This is a genomic window from Rhizobium anhuiense bv. trifolii, from assembly GCF_024346605.1.
GTDB classification, from domain to species: domain Bacteria; phylum Pseudomonadota; class Alphaproteobacteria; order Rhizobiales; family Rhizobiaceae; genus Rhizobium; species Rhizobium anhuiense.
Window position 1 is genome coordinate 45,526 of the sequence record NZ_CP098804.1, and the last position, 16,183, is coordinate 61,708.

16 protein-coding genes are annotated in these 16,183 nt (G+C 63.1%); 11 read left to right on the forward strand and 5 right to left on the reverse strand.

Annotated elements, in window-relative coordinates; translation table 11 throughout:
• Positions 1-39: 39 nt before the first annotated feature.
• The gene (locus tag NE851_RS32060) at positions 40-1,077 is read left to right on the forward strand and encodes a Gfo/Idh/MocA family protein (RefSeq protein ID WP_127431828.1); all 1,038 of its coding nucleotides are present in this window, start codon (positions 40-42) and stop codon (positions 1,075-1,077) included.
• 142 nt (positions 1,078-1,219) lie between these two features.
• On the opposite strand, the gene NE851_RS32065 is transcribed toward NE851_RS32060, so the two are convergent.
• From NE851_RS32065 to NE851_RS32085, 5 genes are all read right to left on the reverse strand, one after another.
• A complete protein-coding gene (locus NE851_RS32065) occupies positions 1,220-1,615 on the reverse strand; it encodes a DUF4112 domain-containing protein (RefSeq protein WP_028758816.1) in 396 nt (131 codons plus the stop codon).
• A 171-nt stretch (positions 1,616-1,786) separates the two neighbouring features.
• The gene (locus NE851_RS32070; RefSeq protein ID WP_127431829.1) at positions 1,787-2,860 is read right to left on the reverse strand and encodes an alcohol dehydrogenase family protein; all 1,074 of its coding nucleotides are present in this window, start codon (positions 2,858-2,860) and stop codon (positions 1,787-1,789) included.
• A 13-nt stretch (positions 2,861-2,873) separates the two neighbouring features.
• Positions 2,874-4,253, reverse strand: coding sequence for an aspartate aminotransferase family protein (locus NE851_RS32075; protein ID WP_127431830.1), 1,380 nt, complete (start codon positions 4,251-4,253; stop codon positions 2,874-2,876).
• A 30-nt stretch (positions 4,254-4,283) separates the two neighbouring features.
• Complete coding sequence (locus NE851_RS32080) at positions 4,284-5,780, reverse strand: NAD-dependent succinate-semialdehyde dehydrogenase (RefSeq protein ID WP_254962587.1); 1,497 nt, start codon at positions 5,778-5,780, stop codon at positions 4,284-4,286.
• Between the two features lie 120 nt (positions 5,781-5,900).
• Complete coding sequence (locus NE851_RS32085; protein ID WP_127431832.1) at positions 5,901-6,395, reverse strand: Lrp/AsnC family transcriptional regulator; 495 nt, start codon at positions 6,393-6,395, stop codon at positions 5,901-5,903.
• Between the two features lie 101 nt (positions 6,396-6,496).
• Here NE851_RS32085 and ehuR point away from each other — a divergent pair, with 101 nt between their 5' ends.
• The 10 genes from ehuR (at position 6,497) to doeB (ending at position 16,176) form a co-directional block, all read left to right on the forward strand.
• Positions 6,497-7,882, forward strand: a complete 1,386-nt coding sequence (gene ehuR, locus NE851_RS32090; protein ID WP_127431833.1) for a MocR-like ectoine utilization transcription factor EhuR — start codon at positions 6,497-6,499, stop codon at positions 7,880-7,882.
• Between the two features lie 122 nt (positions 7,883-8,004).
• Positions 8,005-8,790 (forward strand): ectoine/hydroxyectoine ABC transporter ATP-binding protein EhuA, encoded by a 786-nt coding sequence (ehuA, locus tag NE851_RS32095; protein ID WP_127431834.1) that lies wholly within the window; start codon positions 8,005-8,007, stop codon positions 8,788-8,790.
• A gap of 55 nt (positions 8,791-8,845) precedes the next feature.
• The gene (gene ehuB / locus NE851_RS32100) at positions 8,846-9,694 is read left to right on the forward strand and encodes an ectoine/hydroxyectoine ABC transporter substrate-binding protein EhuB (RefSeq protein WP_047619777.1); all 849 of its coding nucleotides are present in this window, start codon (positions 8,846-8,848) and stop codon (positions 9,692-9,694) included.
• Between the two features lie 152 nt (positions 9,695-9,846).
• A complete protein-coding gene (gene ehuC, locus NE851_RS32105) occupies positions 9,847-10,506 on the forward strand; it encodes an ectoine/hydroxyectoine ABC transporter permease subunit EhuC (protein ID WP_047619689.1) in 660 nt (219 codons plus the stop codon).
• Between the two features lie 4 nt (positions 10,507-10,510).
• Entirely contained in the window at positions 10,511-11,170 is a 660-nt protein-coding gene (gene ehuD / locus NE851_RS32110; RefSeq protein ID WP_097545047.1) for an ectoine/hydroxyectoine ABC transporter permease subunit EhuD, read from the forward strand.
• 2 nt (positions 11,171-11,172) lie between these two features.
• Positions 11,173-11,952: an ectoine utilization protein EutA gene (gene eutA, locus NE851_RS32115; protein WP_097545049.1), complete on the forward strand. Its 780-nt coding sequence runs from the start codon at positions 11,173-11,175 to the stop codon at positions 11,950-11,952.
• A gap of 4 nt (positions 11,953-11,956) precedes the next feature.
• Positions 11,957-12,958, forward strand: coding sequence for a hydroxyectoine utilization dehydratase EutB (eutB, locus tag NE851_RS32120; protein WP_254962589.1), 1,002 nt, complete (start codon positions 11,957-11,959; stop codon positions 12,956-12,958).
• Positions 12,955-13,947: an ectoine utilization protein EutC gene (gene eutC, locus NE851_RS32125; RefSeq protein WP_127431836.1), complete on the forward strand. Its 993-nt coding sequence runs from the start codon at positions 12,955-12,957 to the stop codon at positions 13,945-13,947. The genes eutB and eutC overlap by 4 nt, the downstream gene beginning before the upstream one ends.
• Positions 13,948-13,979: 32 nt before the next feature.
• On the forward strand, positions 13,980-15,161 hold the full coding sequence (gene doeA / locus NE851_RS32130; protein ID WP_097596214.1) for an ectoine hydrolase DoeA: 1,182 nt from the start codon (positions 13,980-13,982) through the stop codon (positions 15,159-15,161).
• Between the two features lie 7 nt (positions 15,162-15,168).
• Complete coding sequence (doeB, locus tag NE851_RS32135; protein ID WP_047619701.1) at positions 15,169-16,176, forward strand: N(2)-acetyl-L-2,4-diaminobutanoate deacetylase DoeB; 1,008 nt, start codon at positions 15,169-15,171, stop codon at positions 16,174-16,176.
• The last annotated feature ends 7 nt before the right edge of the window (positions 16,177-16,183 follow it).

The following is a 16,183-nucleotide window of genomic DNA, read 5'->3' on the forward strand; positions in this document are numbered from 1 at the left end:
TGGTGCTGATGATTTCGATAAACGACTATGAGGACAAAAATGCGCTTGATCATTCTCGGAACCGGAGGATGGGCAAACACCCATGCCATGAATTTTTCCGAAATCGCCGACGTAAAAATTGTTGCTGCCGTCGATACGGACGAGGTCCGGCTGCGGGCCTTTGCGCTCAGGCATGATATCCCACTTACTTTCACGGCACTTGATGACGCCCTTGCCTGGGGAGAGTTTGACGCCGTGACCAATGTCACGCCGGATCGCGCGCATTATTCCACGACAATGAAGATACTCGGCGCCGGCAAACATGTCCTCTGCGAGAAGCCGCTGGCGGTTAACTACCGCGAAGCTAAAGAGATGGCCGACGCTGCTGCTGCGTCCGGCAAGGTTGCGATGGTAAACCTTACCTATCGCAATGTTGCGCCGCTGCAAGCAGCGCGCAAGATGGTGCTGGACGGACGCCTCGGCGCGATCCGCCACTTCGAAGCGTCCTATCTCCAGAGCTGGCTGGTCTCAAAGGCGTGGGGCGACTGGACCAAGGAATCGCAATGGCTGTGGCGGCTGTCGACAAAGCACGGATCCAATGGCGTGCTGGGCGATGTCGGTATTCATATTCTCGACTTCGCGGTTTTTGCCGCCGGAAGTGACGTCAAGGCAGCCGCATCGCATCTCAAGGTGTTCGACAAGAGCCCTGGAAATCGGATCGGGGAGTACGAGCTCGATGCAAATGACAGTTTCCTGATGATGGCTGAACTCGAAAACGGTGCCGCCGGTGTCATCCACGCAACGCGCTGGGCGACTGGTCATCTGAACGAATTGCGCCTGCGCCTGCATGGAGACAAGGGCGCGCTGGAGGTGGTGCACACGCCGGAAGGTTCGACGCTCAGGGCCTGTGAAGGTCCCGATGCCGACAAGGCAATCTGGCGTAAGATCGAGGTCGAACCGGTCATCACCAATTTCCAGCGATTTGCAAATGCCGTGCAAAAGGGGCAGCCGGATGAGCCTGGTTTCGGCCACGCCGCCAAGCTGCAATTCGTTCTTGATCACGCAGTGAAGACGGCAGGCGTTCTGGCTGAACTGTAAGCGAAGGCGCCGAGCTAGTGCCCACTTTTGCTGGTTGCTCGTCGTCTTAAGGCGACAGCACCGGCTGCGCGGCCTCGTTGGAACCGGCGCCGACAGCTCGCACAAATTCCTCGAAGGGGAAGTTGCAAAGGGACGTCGGCCGTCAGACTCGCCGGTTAAGCTCGTCTTCGCTAATCCCAAAGTGGTCGAGGATGATACCCACGTTTCGGCGATGAGACTTGAAATAGACGTCGAAGAGATCGCCGATCAGGGGAACCGTTCCGCCGGCGGCGTCGATCCCCAGATTGACGGCCATACGGGCGAGCTTGTGGGTGGGAATACCGAGGCGTCTCGCCTCATCGATGATGAAAAGGCCGATCAGGGATCCGGCAATGTCGCCGACGGCCGGGATAAGGCCGAGAATTGAGTCCGCGCCGATACGCACGCCGATGACAGGCAATCGGACTGCGGTATCCATCAGCCGCGCTATGCTGACAGCGCGCCGAATTCGTCCAAGTTCGATAGACGTCAGGTGTTTCGCGCTGGCGGAAGCTGGCATCAGCAGCCTTTTGGCGCGCGCGATCGCGCCGCCCCCTCGAGTAGGGGCGTGGGAGCGATTTGGTCGCATCGCCGCGAAATAGTCCGACGCAACGAAGGGCCGGCGCCATCATGATTTTCCATTGCCGTGAAACGCTGCAAACCCGATAAGGTTCGCCCGCGAAAGCAACGATCATCTCTCGTCGGGAACCACGACCAGTTTGCCGACGAAGTTCTTCGCCATGAAATCGGTCTGCGCGCGATGGAATTCCGACAGTGGATAGACGCCGCCGACGAGAGGCCGGATTTTCCGGCTTTCGATATAGCCGACGATCCGACGGAAGTCGGCGCGGCTGCCCTGGCTCGAGCCATGCAGTTCCAGCTGCTTCAGATACATGGTCCGCAAATCGAGCTGGACGACCGGGCCGGCGATGGCGCCAGCCGTCGAGTAGCGGCCTTCTGGACGCAGGATCTTCAGCAGGTCGTTGAACAGCGGTCCGCCGACGAGATCGGCGACCACATCGATCGGCTGGCCGTGGCTGGCGGCATGGACGGCTTCGACCAGGTCGCCCTTGCCGCGGGTCACCACCGCCTCGGCGCCGATATCGAGCATCGCCCCCTCCTTGCCGGGACCTGCGACGGCGATCGGGATCGCGCCGCGAGCGCGCGCGAGCTGGATGATCGCCGAGCCGACGCCGCCTGAAGCGCCGGTCACGAGCACGCGTTCGCCGGCCGACAGCCTTGCCCGTTCCAGCATGCGCTCGCCAGTCAGATAGGCGCAGCAGAAAGTGGCGAGTTCGATGTCGGTCAGATCGGTTGCGACGACATGGGCATTCTCAGCCGGCAGCGCCATATATTCGGCATAACCGCCGTCGCGGCCATGGCCCATGTAATCGATGTCGGCGAGGCTGTCGTCGTCCCGGTTGTAGATCGAAAAGTCGACCATGACGCGTTCACCGATACGTTTGGGATCAACGCCGGCGCCGACGGCGACGATATGACCGACCGTATCGGTGCCCTGGATGCGTGGAAACGTCAGCGTGTTGCCTTGCCTGCGCCACGTGGAGACCGCCGATGGATCGTCCTCGGTGCCGTAGGCGCCCTGGCGCACCCAGACGTCGGTATTGTTCATGCCGCAGGCCGTGACACGGATCAGAACCTCGCCATCGGCGGGCGTCGGGACGGGCACGTCCCTGTCATAGACGAGCTTGTCCAGACCGCCATGGTCGGTGAGCAAGACGGCTGCCATCTTTTCGGGGATCGTCATACCGATCTGCTCCTCAGATATTCTTGAAGACAGTTTCGATGGCGTCCGCTGCGGCCTTGACCACAATGTCGGCCTCCTCGCGCGTCAGGCAAAGCGGCGGGGCGAAGCCGAGGATATCGCCTTGCGGCATGGCGCGGCCGATGACGCCGCGTTCGAGCAGGGCGGATGCGACCTGAGGGCCGATCTTGCGGCCGGCATCGAAGAACGTGCTGTCGTCCTTGTCCTCGACGAATTCGATGGCCGCCATCAGCCCGTCACCGCGGACTTCGCCGACGTTGCGGTGGCCGCCGACCGCCTTTTCCAGTTCCGAACGGAAATAGGCGCCGGTCGTGCCGGCATTCTCGACAATGCCGAGTTCGTCGATCAGTTCGAGATTGGCAATGCCTGCCGCAGCACAGGTCGGATGGGCGGAATAGGTCCAGCCGTGACCGATCGCCCCCAGTTGATCGGACCCCTGTATCAGGACTTGCCACATCTTGTTCGAGACGATCGTGCCCGAAAGGGGAGCGTAGGCCGAGGTCAGCCCCTTGGCGATGGTGATCAGGTCCGGCTTCATGCCGTAATGGTCCGAGCCGAACATCGTGCCGAGACGGCCGAAGCCGGTGACCACTTCATCCGCGACGAGCAGGATGTCATATTTGTCGAGCACGGCCTGGATCTTCTGCCAGTAGCCGTTCGGCGGCGGCACGATGCCGCCGGTCCCAAGGATGGGTTCGCCGATGAAGGCGGCGATCGTTTCCGGGCCTTCGGTGATGATCATCTCCTCGAGCTTGTCGGCGCAATATTGCGAGAACTGCTCTTCGCTCATCGACCGGTCAGGGCGGCGGAAATAATAGGGCGCTTCGGTGTGCAGCACCGGTGCGCGCGGCAGGTCGAAGGCGTTGTGAAAGAGCGCCAGGCCGGTGAGGCTGCCGGTCATGACGCCGGAGCCGTGATAACCGCGCCAGCGCGAGATGATCTTCTTCTTGTCCGGACGGCCGAGGATGTTGTTGTAGTACCAGATGAGCTTGATGTTGGTCTCGTTGGCATCCGAGCCCGACAGACCGAAATAGACGCGGCTCATGCCGGCGGGCGCGCGGTCGATGATCATCTTCGACAGCGTAATCGAAGCTTCCGTGCCGTGGCCGACATAGGCGTGGTAATAGGCGAGGTTCTTCGCCTGCTCCGCGATCGCGTCGGCGATCTTCTGGCGGCCGTAGCCGACATTGACGCAATAGAGGCCGGCAAAGGCGTCGAGGCTTTTGCGGCCCGTCGTGTCGGTGATGTAGACGCCTTCGCCGCCGGCGATGACACGGGTCGGCGTCTCGCCGCGGGCATGCGCGCCCATATGGGTCGATGGGTGGAAGAAATGATCGCGGTCCCAGGCGGTGAGTTCGTTGCTTCTGTCGAGCATGTCGTAGCCTCTTTCTTGAAATGGAGCGGCTCAGGCGGCCGTGTCGATGCAGAGATATTTGAGCTCGGTGAAGGCCTCGAGCCCGTGGCGGGAGCCCTCGCGGCCGAGGCCGGACTGCTTCCAGCCGCCGAAGGGAATAGGCCCGCCGGTGATCTTGACGCGGTTGATCGCCACCATGCCGTATTCCAGCGCGCGGCCGAGCCGCAGCTGGCGGGCGCCATTTTCCGTGACGACATAGGCGACCAGACCACATTCGGTATCGTTGGCGCGGGCGATGACCTCTTCCTCCGTGTCGAAGGTGGCAACCGCCGCCACCGGCCCGAAGGTCTCCTCGCGCATGACCAGCGCATCCGCCGGCACGTCGGTCAGCAGCGTCGGCTCGTAAAAGAGCCGGCCTGTCGTGTGGCGTTTGCCGCCGGTGACCAGCTGTGCGCCACGCGCCAGCGCGTCGGAGACCTGCTCCTCGACCTTGGCGACGGCGCGTTCATGCATCAGCGGCCCGATCTCGGCGCCATCCTCGAGCCCCGCACCGAGCTTCAGTTCGGCAATGCGGTCTGCAAAGGCTTTGGTGAAGGCATCGGCGATGCGCCGCTGGACGAAAATGCGGTTGGCGGCGAGGCAATCCTGGCCTGACGTGGCAAACTTGGCGTTGACGGCGATCTCGACCGCCTTTGATATGTCGGCGTCATCGAAGATGATCAGCGGGGCGTGGCCGCCGAGTTCCATCACCAGCCGCTTCAGGGTCGGCGCGCACTGGGCGGCGATCAGACGTCCGATGCCGGTGGAGCCAGTGAAGCTCATGGCACGCAGGCGGATGTCGGCGCACATCCGCCCGACGATCGTTGCGGCGTGGCCGGTGACGACATTGAAGACGCCGGCCGGAATACCGGCGCGTTCGCCGAGCTCGGCAAGGGCAAGTGCTGAAAGCGGCGTCTCGGAGGAGGGGTGAGCAACGACCGCGCAACCGGCGGCGAGCGCGGCCGCAGCCTTTCGGGTGAGCATGGCAGAGGGAAAATTCCAGGGCGTGACGATGCCGACGACGCCGAGCGCCTCGCGGCGAACGATCATTTCCGCGTCGGGCAGGTGGCTGGTGACGCTCTCGGCGTTCAGCCGCTTGCCTTCCTCGGCATACCATTCGACGAAGGAGGCGGCGTAATCGATCTCGCCGCGTGATTCCGCGAGCGGTTTGCCCTGTTCGAGCGTCATGATCAGGGCCAGATCCTCCCTGGCCGCGAGCATCAGCTCAAACCATTTGCGCAGGATCGCCGCGCGGCTCTGCGGCAGCATTGCGCGCCAGGCGGCGAAAGCTTGCGACGCTGCATCGATTGCCACCGCCGTCTCGGTTGCGCCAAGGCTTGCCACCCAGGCCAGCGTCGCCGACGAGGCGGGATCGGTGACCTCGAAGCTTTTCCCTGATTTGCCGGCGACCCATCGGCCGCCGACATAGGCCAGATCGCGCAGGAGATGACGGTCGGCGAGCCGAGCCAGCGCGTCATGGTAGGCGGGGCGGGCAAAAACAGCGCTCATGTCCAATCTCCTCGTGGCGGTTGACGTCAGTCTTCCACGCGAGCTGGCGAGAGATTGTCTGTTGGCGGATGCAAAAAGAGAGAGATGGTCTAAAGAACGGCGGCCTGGCAGAGAGATTGTCTACGACGCGGTCTCTTCGCCGGCCGCAGTGAACGAAGAGATCGGAAGGACTGTTTCCTCCTTCACCGTCTTGGTGACGATGTAGGTGAAGTAGCGGTCGATGCCGAGTTCGCGGTCGAGAAGCCCGTCGACCAGCCGCTGATAGGCGTCGATATCGGGTGCGATGATCTTCAGGATGTAATCGACGCCGCCGCCGACCGACCAGCAGGCGACGATCTCCGGGATTGCGCTGATGGCGCGTTCGAAGCGTTCGAAATCCGCCTGGCGATGATTGGCGAGCGTCACTTCCATCATCACGCTGGCGACCGGCGCGATGCGTCGTGGCGCGACGCGTGCGTGATAACCGGTGATAACACCGGCCTTTTCGAGTTTGCGCAGCCGCATCCAGCAGGGCGTCGGCGACAGTCCGGCCTTTTCGGCCAGCGCCAGCTTGGTGATGCGGCCGTCGCGCTGGACGGCGTCGAGAATGCGCAGGTCGATGGCGTCGAGCTTCATGGTGCTTTCTTTAGAAAGAAATCATTTCAAACGCAGGGAAAAGACAATGGAAGCGCATTTTGGCATTGTCAATTGAACTGATTTTCAGCAGTGTTGAAATCATGACAAAGTGGCGCCCCGATCCCTCGCAACTCCGCCGGCCGGCCTATCTCTCGCTTGCCGAGCAGATCGCAAACGCGATCACAGACGGCAAGCTCTCCGACGGCACGCAATTGCCGCCGCACCGCAAGATGGCGGATGATCTGCATCTCTCGGTGCAGACGGTCAGCCGCGCCTATGACGAGCTGATCCGCCGGGGGCTGATATCAGGCGAGATTGGACGCGGCAGCTTCGTCCAGACGCGCCCGCGCGAGCCGGAACCGCCCTACCTGCCGGAACGGCTGGGCGAGCTGATCGATCTGTCGATCCTGAAACCGGTCTGCGAGCAGATCCATCTGGAAAGGCTGCGGCAGGCCTTCGGCTGGCTTTCGGAAAACCTGCCCTCCAGTTCGGCCCTTTCCTTCAGGCCGAACATGGTGTTTCCGCGCCACCGTACCGTCGCCACGGAATGGCTGGCGCGCTGCGGGCTGGAGGTATCGCCGCTGAACATCAGCCTGACGAACGGTGCGACGTCGGGCATGACGGTGGCGCTGATGAGCGTTGCCCCGCCCGGCTCGACGATTGCGACCGAAGCGATCAGCCACCATACGCTGGTTCCGCTCGCCACCTATCTCGGTCTGCATCTCGAAGGGCTGGCGATCGATGAGGAGGGCATGATCCCCGAGGCGCTGGATGAAGCCTGTCGGAAGGGACCGATCCGGGCAATTTTCCTGCAGCCCTCGGTGATCAATCCGATGGCGGCGCTGATGAGCGCGGAGCGCAGGCAGGCGCTCGCCACCGTCGCCGCCAAGCATGATATCGCGATCATCGAAAACGATATTCTCGGCCCGATGGTCGAGAACCGCGCGCCGCCGATGGCAGCCTTTGCGCCGGAGCGGACACTGTACGTCACGAGTTTCACCAAGATCACCGTTCCGGGTCTGCGGATCGGCTATCTCACCGCGCCCGACCGCTATGTCGCCGCCGTCGCCAACCGGCATCTCGTGTCCAACTGGATGGCGACGCCTGCCATGGCCGAGATCGCCACCCGCTGGGTCGGCGATGGCACGGCAATGGAACTCGTCAACTGGCAGCGCCGTGCGCTTTTGAGCCGGCACGCGATCGCGGCGGAGATGTTGGCCGGGCTTCCCTACCGGGCGCATCCGCAAAGCCTGCACGTCTGGCTGCCGCTCTCCGGCAATCATACGGAGGATGGGTTCGTATCGCAGGCAAGACTGCGCGGGGTGGCGATCGCGCCCGGCAAATCCTTCCATACCACCGATCAGGGCTGGACGCCGGCTGTGCGCATCTCGCTTGGTTCGACGACGGAAAGCGAGTTGCGGACCGGGCTTGGGATCGTCGCCTCATTGGCGCAAGGCAATCCGGAAGAGCTGCTGCTTGCGATCTGACGCAACTGCCTTGCGTTTGGGCATACGCAGAATAATTGTCATGATATTATTTTACGAATTGACATGATTTTGGTGGGCAGTCATCGTTAGGACATTGCTTGTCTCAACAGGGAGAGACATGAATGCTTCCGCCCATCATCCGCATCGACAACATCGTCAAGAAATACGGCCCACTGACCGTACTCGACAGCCTGTCGATGAATGTCATGCCGGGCGAGAAGCTGGCGCTGATCGGGCCGTCGGGCTCCGGCAAGACGACGATCCTGCGCATTCTGATGACGCTGGAGACGATCAGCGGCGGCCATATCGAGGTCGACGGCGAACAGCTCTACCATATGCCCGGCAGCAGTGGGCTGGTGCCGGCCGATGAGCGGCATCTGCACCGCATGCGCGAAAAGATCGGCATGGTCTTTCAACATTTCAATCTGTTCCCGCACAAATGCGTGCTCGACAATGTGACGCTGGCGCCGATGCTGACCAAGGGCATCAAGCGGCCGCAGGCCGAAAAACGGGCTATGGAGCTTCTCGACATGGTCGGCCTGGCCGACAAGGCGAGAAGTGTTCCGGCGCAGCTTTCTGGCGGGCAGAAGCAGCGCGTTGCTATTGCCCGAGCGCTGGCGCTGTCGCCGAAGATCATGCTGTTCGACGAGGTGACCTCGGCGCTCGACCCGGAGCTGGTCGAGGAGGTGCTGAACGTCATGCGGCGGCTGGCGTCCGAGACCGATATGACCATGCTTCTCGTCACCCATGAAATGGGCTTTGCCCATGATTTCGCCGACCGTGTCCTGTTCTTCGACCGCGGCAAGATCGTCGAGGAAGGCAAGCCGGGCGACATCTTTCGCAATCCGACGCAGGAGAGGACGCAGACCTTCCTGCGCAAGATCATTGCGGCGGGGCACCGCGTCTGAGCTCAGACATTGCCCGCAAGAACAAACTCAAGGAAAATCAGAGGAGTTGGGAACGATGAAAGCAGGATATTTTTTGAGCGCCGCCAGCCTGTCGGTGCTTCTGGTTGCAGCAGCTGCCCCGGCCTCGGCTGCCGATGACAAGCTCGAGCAGCTGAAGGAGCAGGGCTTTGCGCGTATTGCCATTGCCAACGAACCGCCGTTCACCGCCGTCGGCGCCGATGGCAAGGTGTCCGGCGCCGCACCCGATGTGGCGCGCGCCATCTTCGAAAAGCTCGGCGTCAAGGAAGTCGTCGCCTCGATTTCGGAATATGGCGCGATGATCCCCGGCCTGCAGGCCGGCCGCCACGATGCGATCACCGCGGGCCTCTTCATGAAGCCCGAGCGTTGCGCCGCCGTCGCCTATTCCGAACCGATCCTCTGCGACGCCGAAGCTTTCGCTCTCAAGAAGGGCAATCCGCTGAAACTGACCAGCTACAAGGACATCGCCGACAATCCGGACGCCAAGATCGGCGCGCCGGGCGGCGGGACCGAGGAGAAGCTGGCGCTTGAGGCCGGCGTGCCGCGCGACCGCGTCATCGTTGTTCCGGATGGCCAGAGCGGCATCAAGATGCTGCAGGACGGCCGCATCGACGTCTACTCGCTGCCGGTCCTGTCGATCCATGACCTGATGGCCAAGGCGAACGATCCGAACCTCGAAACCGTCGCTCCGGTCGTCAATGCGCCGGTCTATTGCGATGGCGCTGCATTCCGCAAGCAGGACGTCGCCCTGCGCGACGCCTTCGACGTCGAGCTGAAGAAGCTGAAGGAATCGGGCGAATTCGCCAAGATCATCGAGCCCTACGGCTTCTCGGCCAAGGCCGCGATGTCGACGAGCCGCGAAAAGCTCTGCGCCGCGGCGAAGTAATCGTGGCAGCCGGCCATGCCATCGGCATGGCCGGGTTGTCCCCGAACGATCTCCTAAAGCGTGTTGCGCTTTAGGTCCTTGTTTTTACGCATGTCGTCATCGCAAAACCGCTGCACAGTTTTGCGCGGCATGCTCTAGGAAGTGAGTTGCCGATGTCGGTATGGTCCGGCTATCTGACACTGATCCTTGAGGGCGCCCTGGTGACGCTCGAACTGACGGTCATGGGGTCTGCGCTGGCACTGGTGATGGCCTTCCTGGCGGGCCTCGGCCGGCTGTCGCGCTTCTTCGCCGTGCGGGCTCTGGCGACGGCCTATATCGAATTCTTCCGCGGCACCTCGATCTTCGTCCAGCTTTTCTGGGTCTATTTTGTGCTGCCTTTTGCGGGTTTGACCCTGACGCCGCTGCAGGCGGGCGTGCTGGCGCTCGGGCTGAATGTCGGTGCCTATGCGGCGGAGGTGGTGCGCGGCGCCGTCAAGGCCGTCGGGCGCGAACAGTCGGAAGCCTGCATCGCGCTCAACCTGTCGCGATACCAGCGCATGCGCCACGTCATCCTGCCGCAGGCGCTGCCGCTGATGCTGCCGACCTTCTGCAACAATGCGATCGAACTTCTCAAAGGCACGGCCGTCGTGTCGCTGATCTCGCTGACGGATATGACGTTCCAGGCGCAGGTCGTGCGGGCGCAGACCGGCAATACGCTGGTGCCCTTCGCGACGATCCTCATCCTCTATTTTCTCATGGCCTCGGCGATCTCCGCGACGATGCGCTGGCTGGAGCGGCGGATGGCGCGCAGCCTCGACGGCATAAGGACCTGATCGGATGGAATGGGATTGGGACTTCGTCTGGCAGATCATGCCGACCCTTCTCGAAGGGTTCCAGATCACCATTCTCGCGACCATCCTCGGCGCTGCCGTCGCGATGATCGTTGGCCTGGCTCTTGCGATTGCCCGGCGATCACCGGTCGCCGGCGTGTCCCGCACGGTCGGCTTCGTCTCGGAATTCATCCGCGGCACGCCGCTGCTGGTGCAGCTCTATTTCATCTTCTACGTGCTGCCCGATATCGGCATTCGGCTGGCGCCGCTGGTCGCAGGCGTGATCGGTATGGGCATTCACTATGCGACCTATACCGCCGAGGTCTATCGCGCCGGCATCGAGAATGTGCCGCGCGGACAATGGGAGGCGGCCAAGGCCACAAATCTGACGACGCGCCAGGCATGGATCCACGTGGTCCTGCCGCAGGCGATCCCGCCGATGATCCCGGCACTCGCCAATTATTTCATCGCCATGTTCAAGGAGACGCCGCTGCTTTCGGCGATCACCGTGCTCGAACTGATGAACCAGGCCAAGAGCATCGCCAACAGCAACTACCGCTACATCGAACCGATGACGCTGGTCGGCGTCTTCTTCCTCGTCATCAGCCTGATCTCCGTAGTGGGATTGCGCTGGCTTGAGGAACGCTACGCCAGGATGGATGACTGACCATGACCGTAGAGATTGAGATCATCCCTGCCGGCAGGCTGCCGCGACTGGAGAATCGGCCGCTGGAAAAGCGCATCGGCCTGATCATCCTCGCGACCGACCACACGACGGAAGTCGACTTCCAGCGCATGGTCGCCAGCGATCGCCTCGGCGTCTATGTCAGCCGCATCCACTACGCCAATCCGGTCACGGCCGAAAACCTCCTGAGGATGCAGCCGTCGCTGACGCAAGGCGCGGCACTGATCCTGCCGGACGAGGCGCTCGATGCCATCGTCTATTCCTGCACCTCCGCCTCGGTGGTGATCGGCGATCGCAACATCGAGGCGGCGATCCATGCGGCCAAGCCCGGGATTCCCGTCGTGACGCCGACGGCGGCCGCCGTGAAAGGTCTGAAAGCGCTTGGCGCCAGACGGATCTCGGTGCTGACGCCCTATACGGTCGAGACCAGTCGGCCGATGGCGGACTATTTTTCGGATCTCGGTTTTGCGATTGACCGCTTCACCTGTCTCGGCCTGACCGATGATCGCGAGATGGCGCGGATCGCACCGGAGGAGATCCTTGCCTTTGCGCGCCAGGCGCTGGCGCCGCAATCGGACGCGCTGTTCATCTCCTGTACGGCGGTGCGCGCAGCCCAGGTCGCTGCCCGCATCGAAAGTGAGACCGGCAAGCCGGTGGTGACCAGCAATCTGGCGACGGCCTGGTCCTGTCTGAGGCTTTGCGGCGATGATCGGGCGCGGCCCGAACTCGGTCAGTTGATGACCAAGTCCTATTGGGAAGGCTGAGATCATGGTGAGCACCTTGCCCGTTTCGCTGGACGACATCCGTGCGGCGGCGCGACGGATTGCCGGCCGCGTGACCACCACTCCGATGGTGCAGTCCGCGTCGCTTGGCGAATTGGCCGGCGTGCCAGTGCATCTCAAGCTCGAACATCATCAGACGACCGGCAGCTTCAAGCTCCGTGGGGCGACCAATGCGGTGCTGTCCTTGTCGCCGGCGCAGCGCTTACGTGGCGTCGTCGCAGCCTCGACCGGAAATCACGGCCGTGCGCTTGCCTATGCGGCAAAGGCCGAAGGTGCCGTTGCGACCATCTGCATGTCGCGGCTGGTGCCGGAGAACAAGGTTTCGGAGATCCGCCGTCTCGGCGCCGATGTCCGCATCGTCGGCGTATCGCAGGACGAGGCGCAGCAGGAAGTCGACCGGTTGGTCCGCGAGGAAGGGTTGGTGATGGTGCCGCCCTTCGACCATCCCGATGTCGTGGCCGGGCAGGGGACGCTGGGGCTTGAAATCATCGACGACTTGCCGGAGGCGGCGAGCGTGCTGGTGCCGCTCTCGGGCGGCGGCCTTGCGGCGGGGGTTGCGGCCGCGGTCAAAGCCATCAGTCCGACGACCAAAGTGATCGGCCTGACCATGGAGAAGGGTGCCGCGATGAAGGCAAGCCTCGATGCCGGGCAGCCGGTGCAGGTCGAGGAAGTGGCGAGCCTTGCCGACTCGCTCGGCGGCGGCATTGGTCTCGACAACCGCGTCACCTTTGCCATGTGCCGCGAACTTCTCGACGACGTCATCCTGCTGACCGAGACGGAAATCGCCGCCGGCATGCGCCATGTCTATGCCTGCGAACGCCAGGTCGTCGAAGGCGCGGGCGCGGTCGGTATCGCCGCGCTGCTTGCCGGAAAAATCAGGGGCGGCGGTCCCATCGTCGCGATCTTGTCCGGGGCGAATGTCGACATGGGTCAGCACCTGCGGGTGATCAACGGGACGCAGCCGCTCTACGGCGAGGAGGGGCCATGAGCCGGATGATCATTCTGACGGAAGCGGAACTGAGGAAGGTCATCGGGCTTGATCGAGATGCGGTCGCCTGCGTCGAGGAGGCTTTCGCAGCGCTTGCGACCAAGGCCGTCGCCATGCCCCCGATCCTGCGGCTCGACATTCCGGAATATCGGGGCGAAGTCGATGTGAAGACGGCCTATGTGCCCGGCATCGAGGGCTTCGCGATCAAGATCAGCCCCGGTTTCTTCGACAACCCCCAGATCGGCCTGCCGAGCACCAACGGCATGATGGTGCTGCTGTCGAGCCGGACCGGACTGGTGCAGGCACTGCTGCTGGACAACGGCTATCTCACCGACGTGCGCACCGCAGCAGCCGGCGCTGTCGCGGCGCAACATCTGTCGCGCCAAAATGCGTCCGTGGCCACGATCTTCGGCGCCGGTATGCAGGCGCGGCTGCAGCTCGAAGCGCTGACGCTGGTGCGGCCGATCCGCGAAGCAAGGATATGGGCGCGCGATGCCGCCAAGGCGCAAGCCACGGCTGCGGAATTGGCCGGAAAACTCGGCTTTCCCGTAATCGCGACATCGGACGCCAGGGGAGCAGTGACCGGCGTCGACCTCATCGTCACCACCACGCCGTCGGAAATGCCGATCATCAAGGCGGGGTGGCTGGAACCCGGACAGCATCTGACGGCCATGGGCTCGGATGCCGAACACAAGAACGAGATCGATCCGGCCGCCATCGCCGGTGCCGGCCTCTACGTCGCCGACAGCCTGAAGCAGACACGGCGCCTCGGCGAGCTGCATCATGCAATCGATGCCGGCCTAGTCGCGGCCGATGCGGTCTTCGCCGAACTCGGCCAGATCGTCGCCGGCCGGGCGCCGGGGCGGACGAGCAACGACCAGATCACCATTGCGGACCTGACCGGGACCGGCATTCAGGACACCGCCATCGCCACCCTCGCCTTTGCCCGAGCCGGCGCGGCGAAGGCCGGGACCACGTTCGAAAGCTGACCGGCGCGGCGCCGGAAAAGAAGGGAAGAGACATGACCCAGCCCAACCTCAAATTCTCGCTCGGCGAATATGCCGCGCGGCTGGAAAAGACACGGCGTGCCATGGAGGCGAAGGGCGTCGACCTGCTGATCGTCAGCGACCCGTCGAACATGGCCTGGCTCACCGGCTATGATGGCTGGTCCTTCTATGTGCACCAGGCGGTGATCGTGCCGCCACAGGGAGAGCCGATCTGGTTCGGCCGCGGCCAGGATGCCAACGGCGCCAAGTTCACCGCCTATCTGAAGCATGACAACATCATTGGCTATCCCGATCACTATGTGCAATCGACCGAACGCCATCCGATGGATTATCTCTCGGGCATCTTGACCGAACGCGGCTTCGGCAAGCTGACGATCGGCGTCGAGATGGACAATTACTGGTTCTCGGCGGCGGCCTTCGCGGCGCTGCAGAAGCACCTGCCGAATGCGCGCTTCGTCGATACGACCGCCCTCGTCAACTGGCAGCGCGCGGTCAAGAGCGAGACCGAAATCAAGTATATGCGCAATGCCGCCCGCATCGTCGAGGCGATGCATGCCCGCATCTTCGACAAGATCGAGGTCGGCATGCGCAAATGCGATCTGGTCGCGGAAATCTATGATGCCGGCACCCGCGGCGTCGACGGCATCGGCGGCGATTATCCGGCGATCGTGCCGCTGCTGCCGTCTGGCGTCGAAGCATCCGCACCGCATCTGACCTGGGACGACCGGCCGATGAAGACGGGCGAGGGCACCTTCTTCGAGATCGCCGGCTGCTACAACCGTTATCACCTGCCGCTGTCGCGCACCGTCTTCCTCGGCAAGCCGACGCAGGCCTTTCTCGATGCCGAAAAGGCGACGCTGGAGGGCATGGAGGCCGGTCTTGCGGTCGCCAGACCCGGCAATAGCTGCGAGGATATCGCCAACGCCTTCTTCGCGGTGCTGAAAAAATACGGCATCGTCAAGGACAACCGCACCGGTTACCCGATCGGCCTTTCCTATCCGCCGGACTGGGGCGAGCGCACCATGAGCCTGCGACCGGGCGACCGGACGGAACTGAAGCCCGGCATGACCTTCCATTTCATGACCGGCCTCTGGCTCGACGACATGGGCTTCGAGACGACCGAGAGCATCCTCATCACCGAGAGCGGTGTCGAGTGCTTCGCGAACGTGCCGCGCAGGCTGATGGTCAAGGATTGAGGCTGCGATGACAGAGATTGGCTTGCGACCGTCGCCGATCAGCGCGACGGTCAATTTCGCCGCCGAGGGCGTCCAGCACGGCTTCCTGCGGTTGCCCTACAGCCGCGACGATTCCGCCTGGGGATCGGTGATGGTGCCGATAACGGTCATCAGGAACGGCAAGGGGTCAACGGCTCTTCTGACCGGCGGCAATCACGGCGACGAGTATGAAGGACCGATCGCGCTCTTCGATCTTGCCCGCACGCTGAAAGCCGAGGAGGTGAGCGGCACTGTCATCATCGTGCCGGCCATGAATTATCCGGCATTCCAGGCGGGAACCAGGACCTCGCCGATCGACAGGGGCAACATGAACCGCAGCTTCCCGGGCCGGCCGGACGGCACGGTGACGGAGAAAATCGCCGACTATTTCCAGCGGGTGCTTCTGCCGATGGCGGATCTCGTCCTCGACTTCCATTCCGGCGGCAAGACGCTCGATTTTCTGCCGTTCTGCGCGGCTCACATCCTGGCGAACAAGCAACAGGAGAAAAAGGCCTTCGAATTGGTGACGGCCTTTGCAGCTCCCTATTCGATGAAGATGCTCGAGATCGACGCGATCGGCATGTACGACACCGCGGCCGAGGAGATGGGCAAGATCTTCATCACCACGGAACTCGGCGGCGGCGGCACCGCCACGGCCAAAAGTGCGGCGATTGCCAAACGCGGCACCATCAACGTGCTGCGCCATGCGGGGATCGTCGCGGGCGCCGTCGAGACCGGCCCGACGAGCTGGCTCGATATGCCGGACGGCCGCTGCTTCTCTTTCGCAGAGGAGGGCGGGTTGATCGAGCCTGTCATTGATCTCGGTGAAGCCGTGGCCGAAGACGCCGTCGTCGCGCGCATCCATCCGATCGGCCGGACCGGAATGGCGCCCCGCGAGATCCGCGCCGGCATGAACGGCATTCTCTGTGCCCGGCATTTCCCGGGGCTGGTCAAAGCAGGCGACTGCGTTGCCGTCGTGGCGATCGTTACGGACTGAGGTGGGA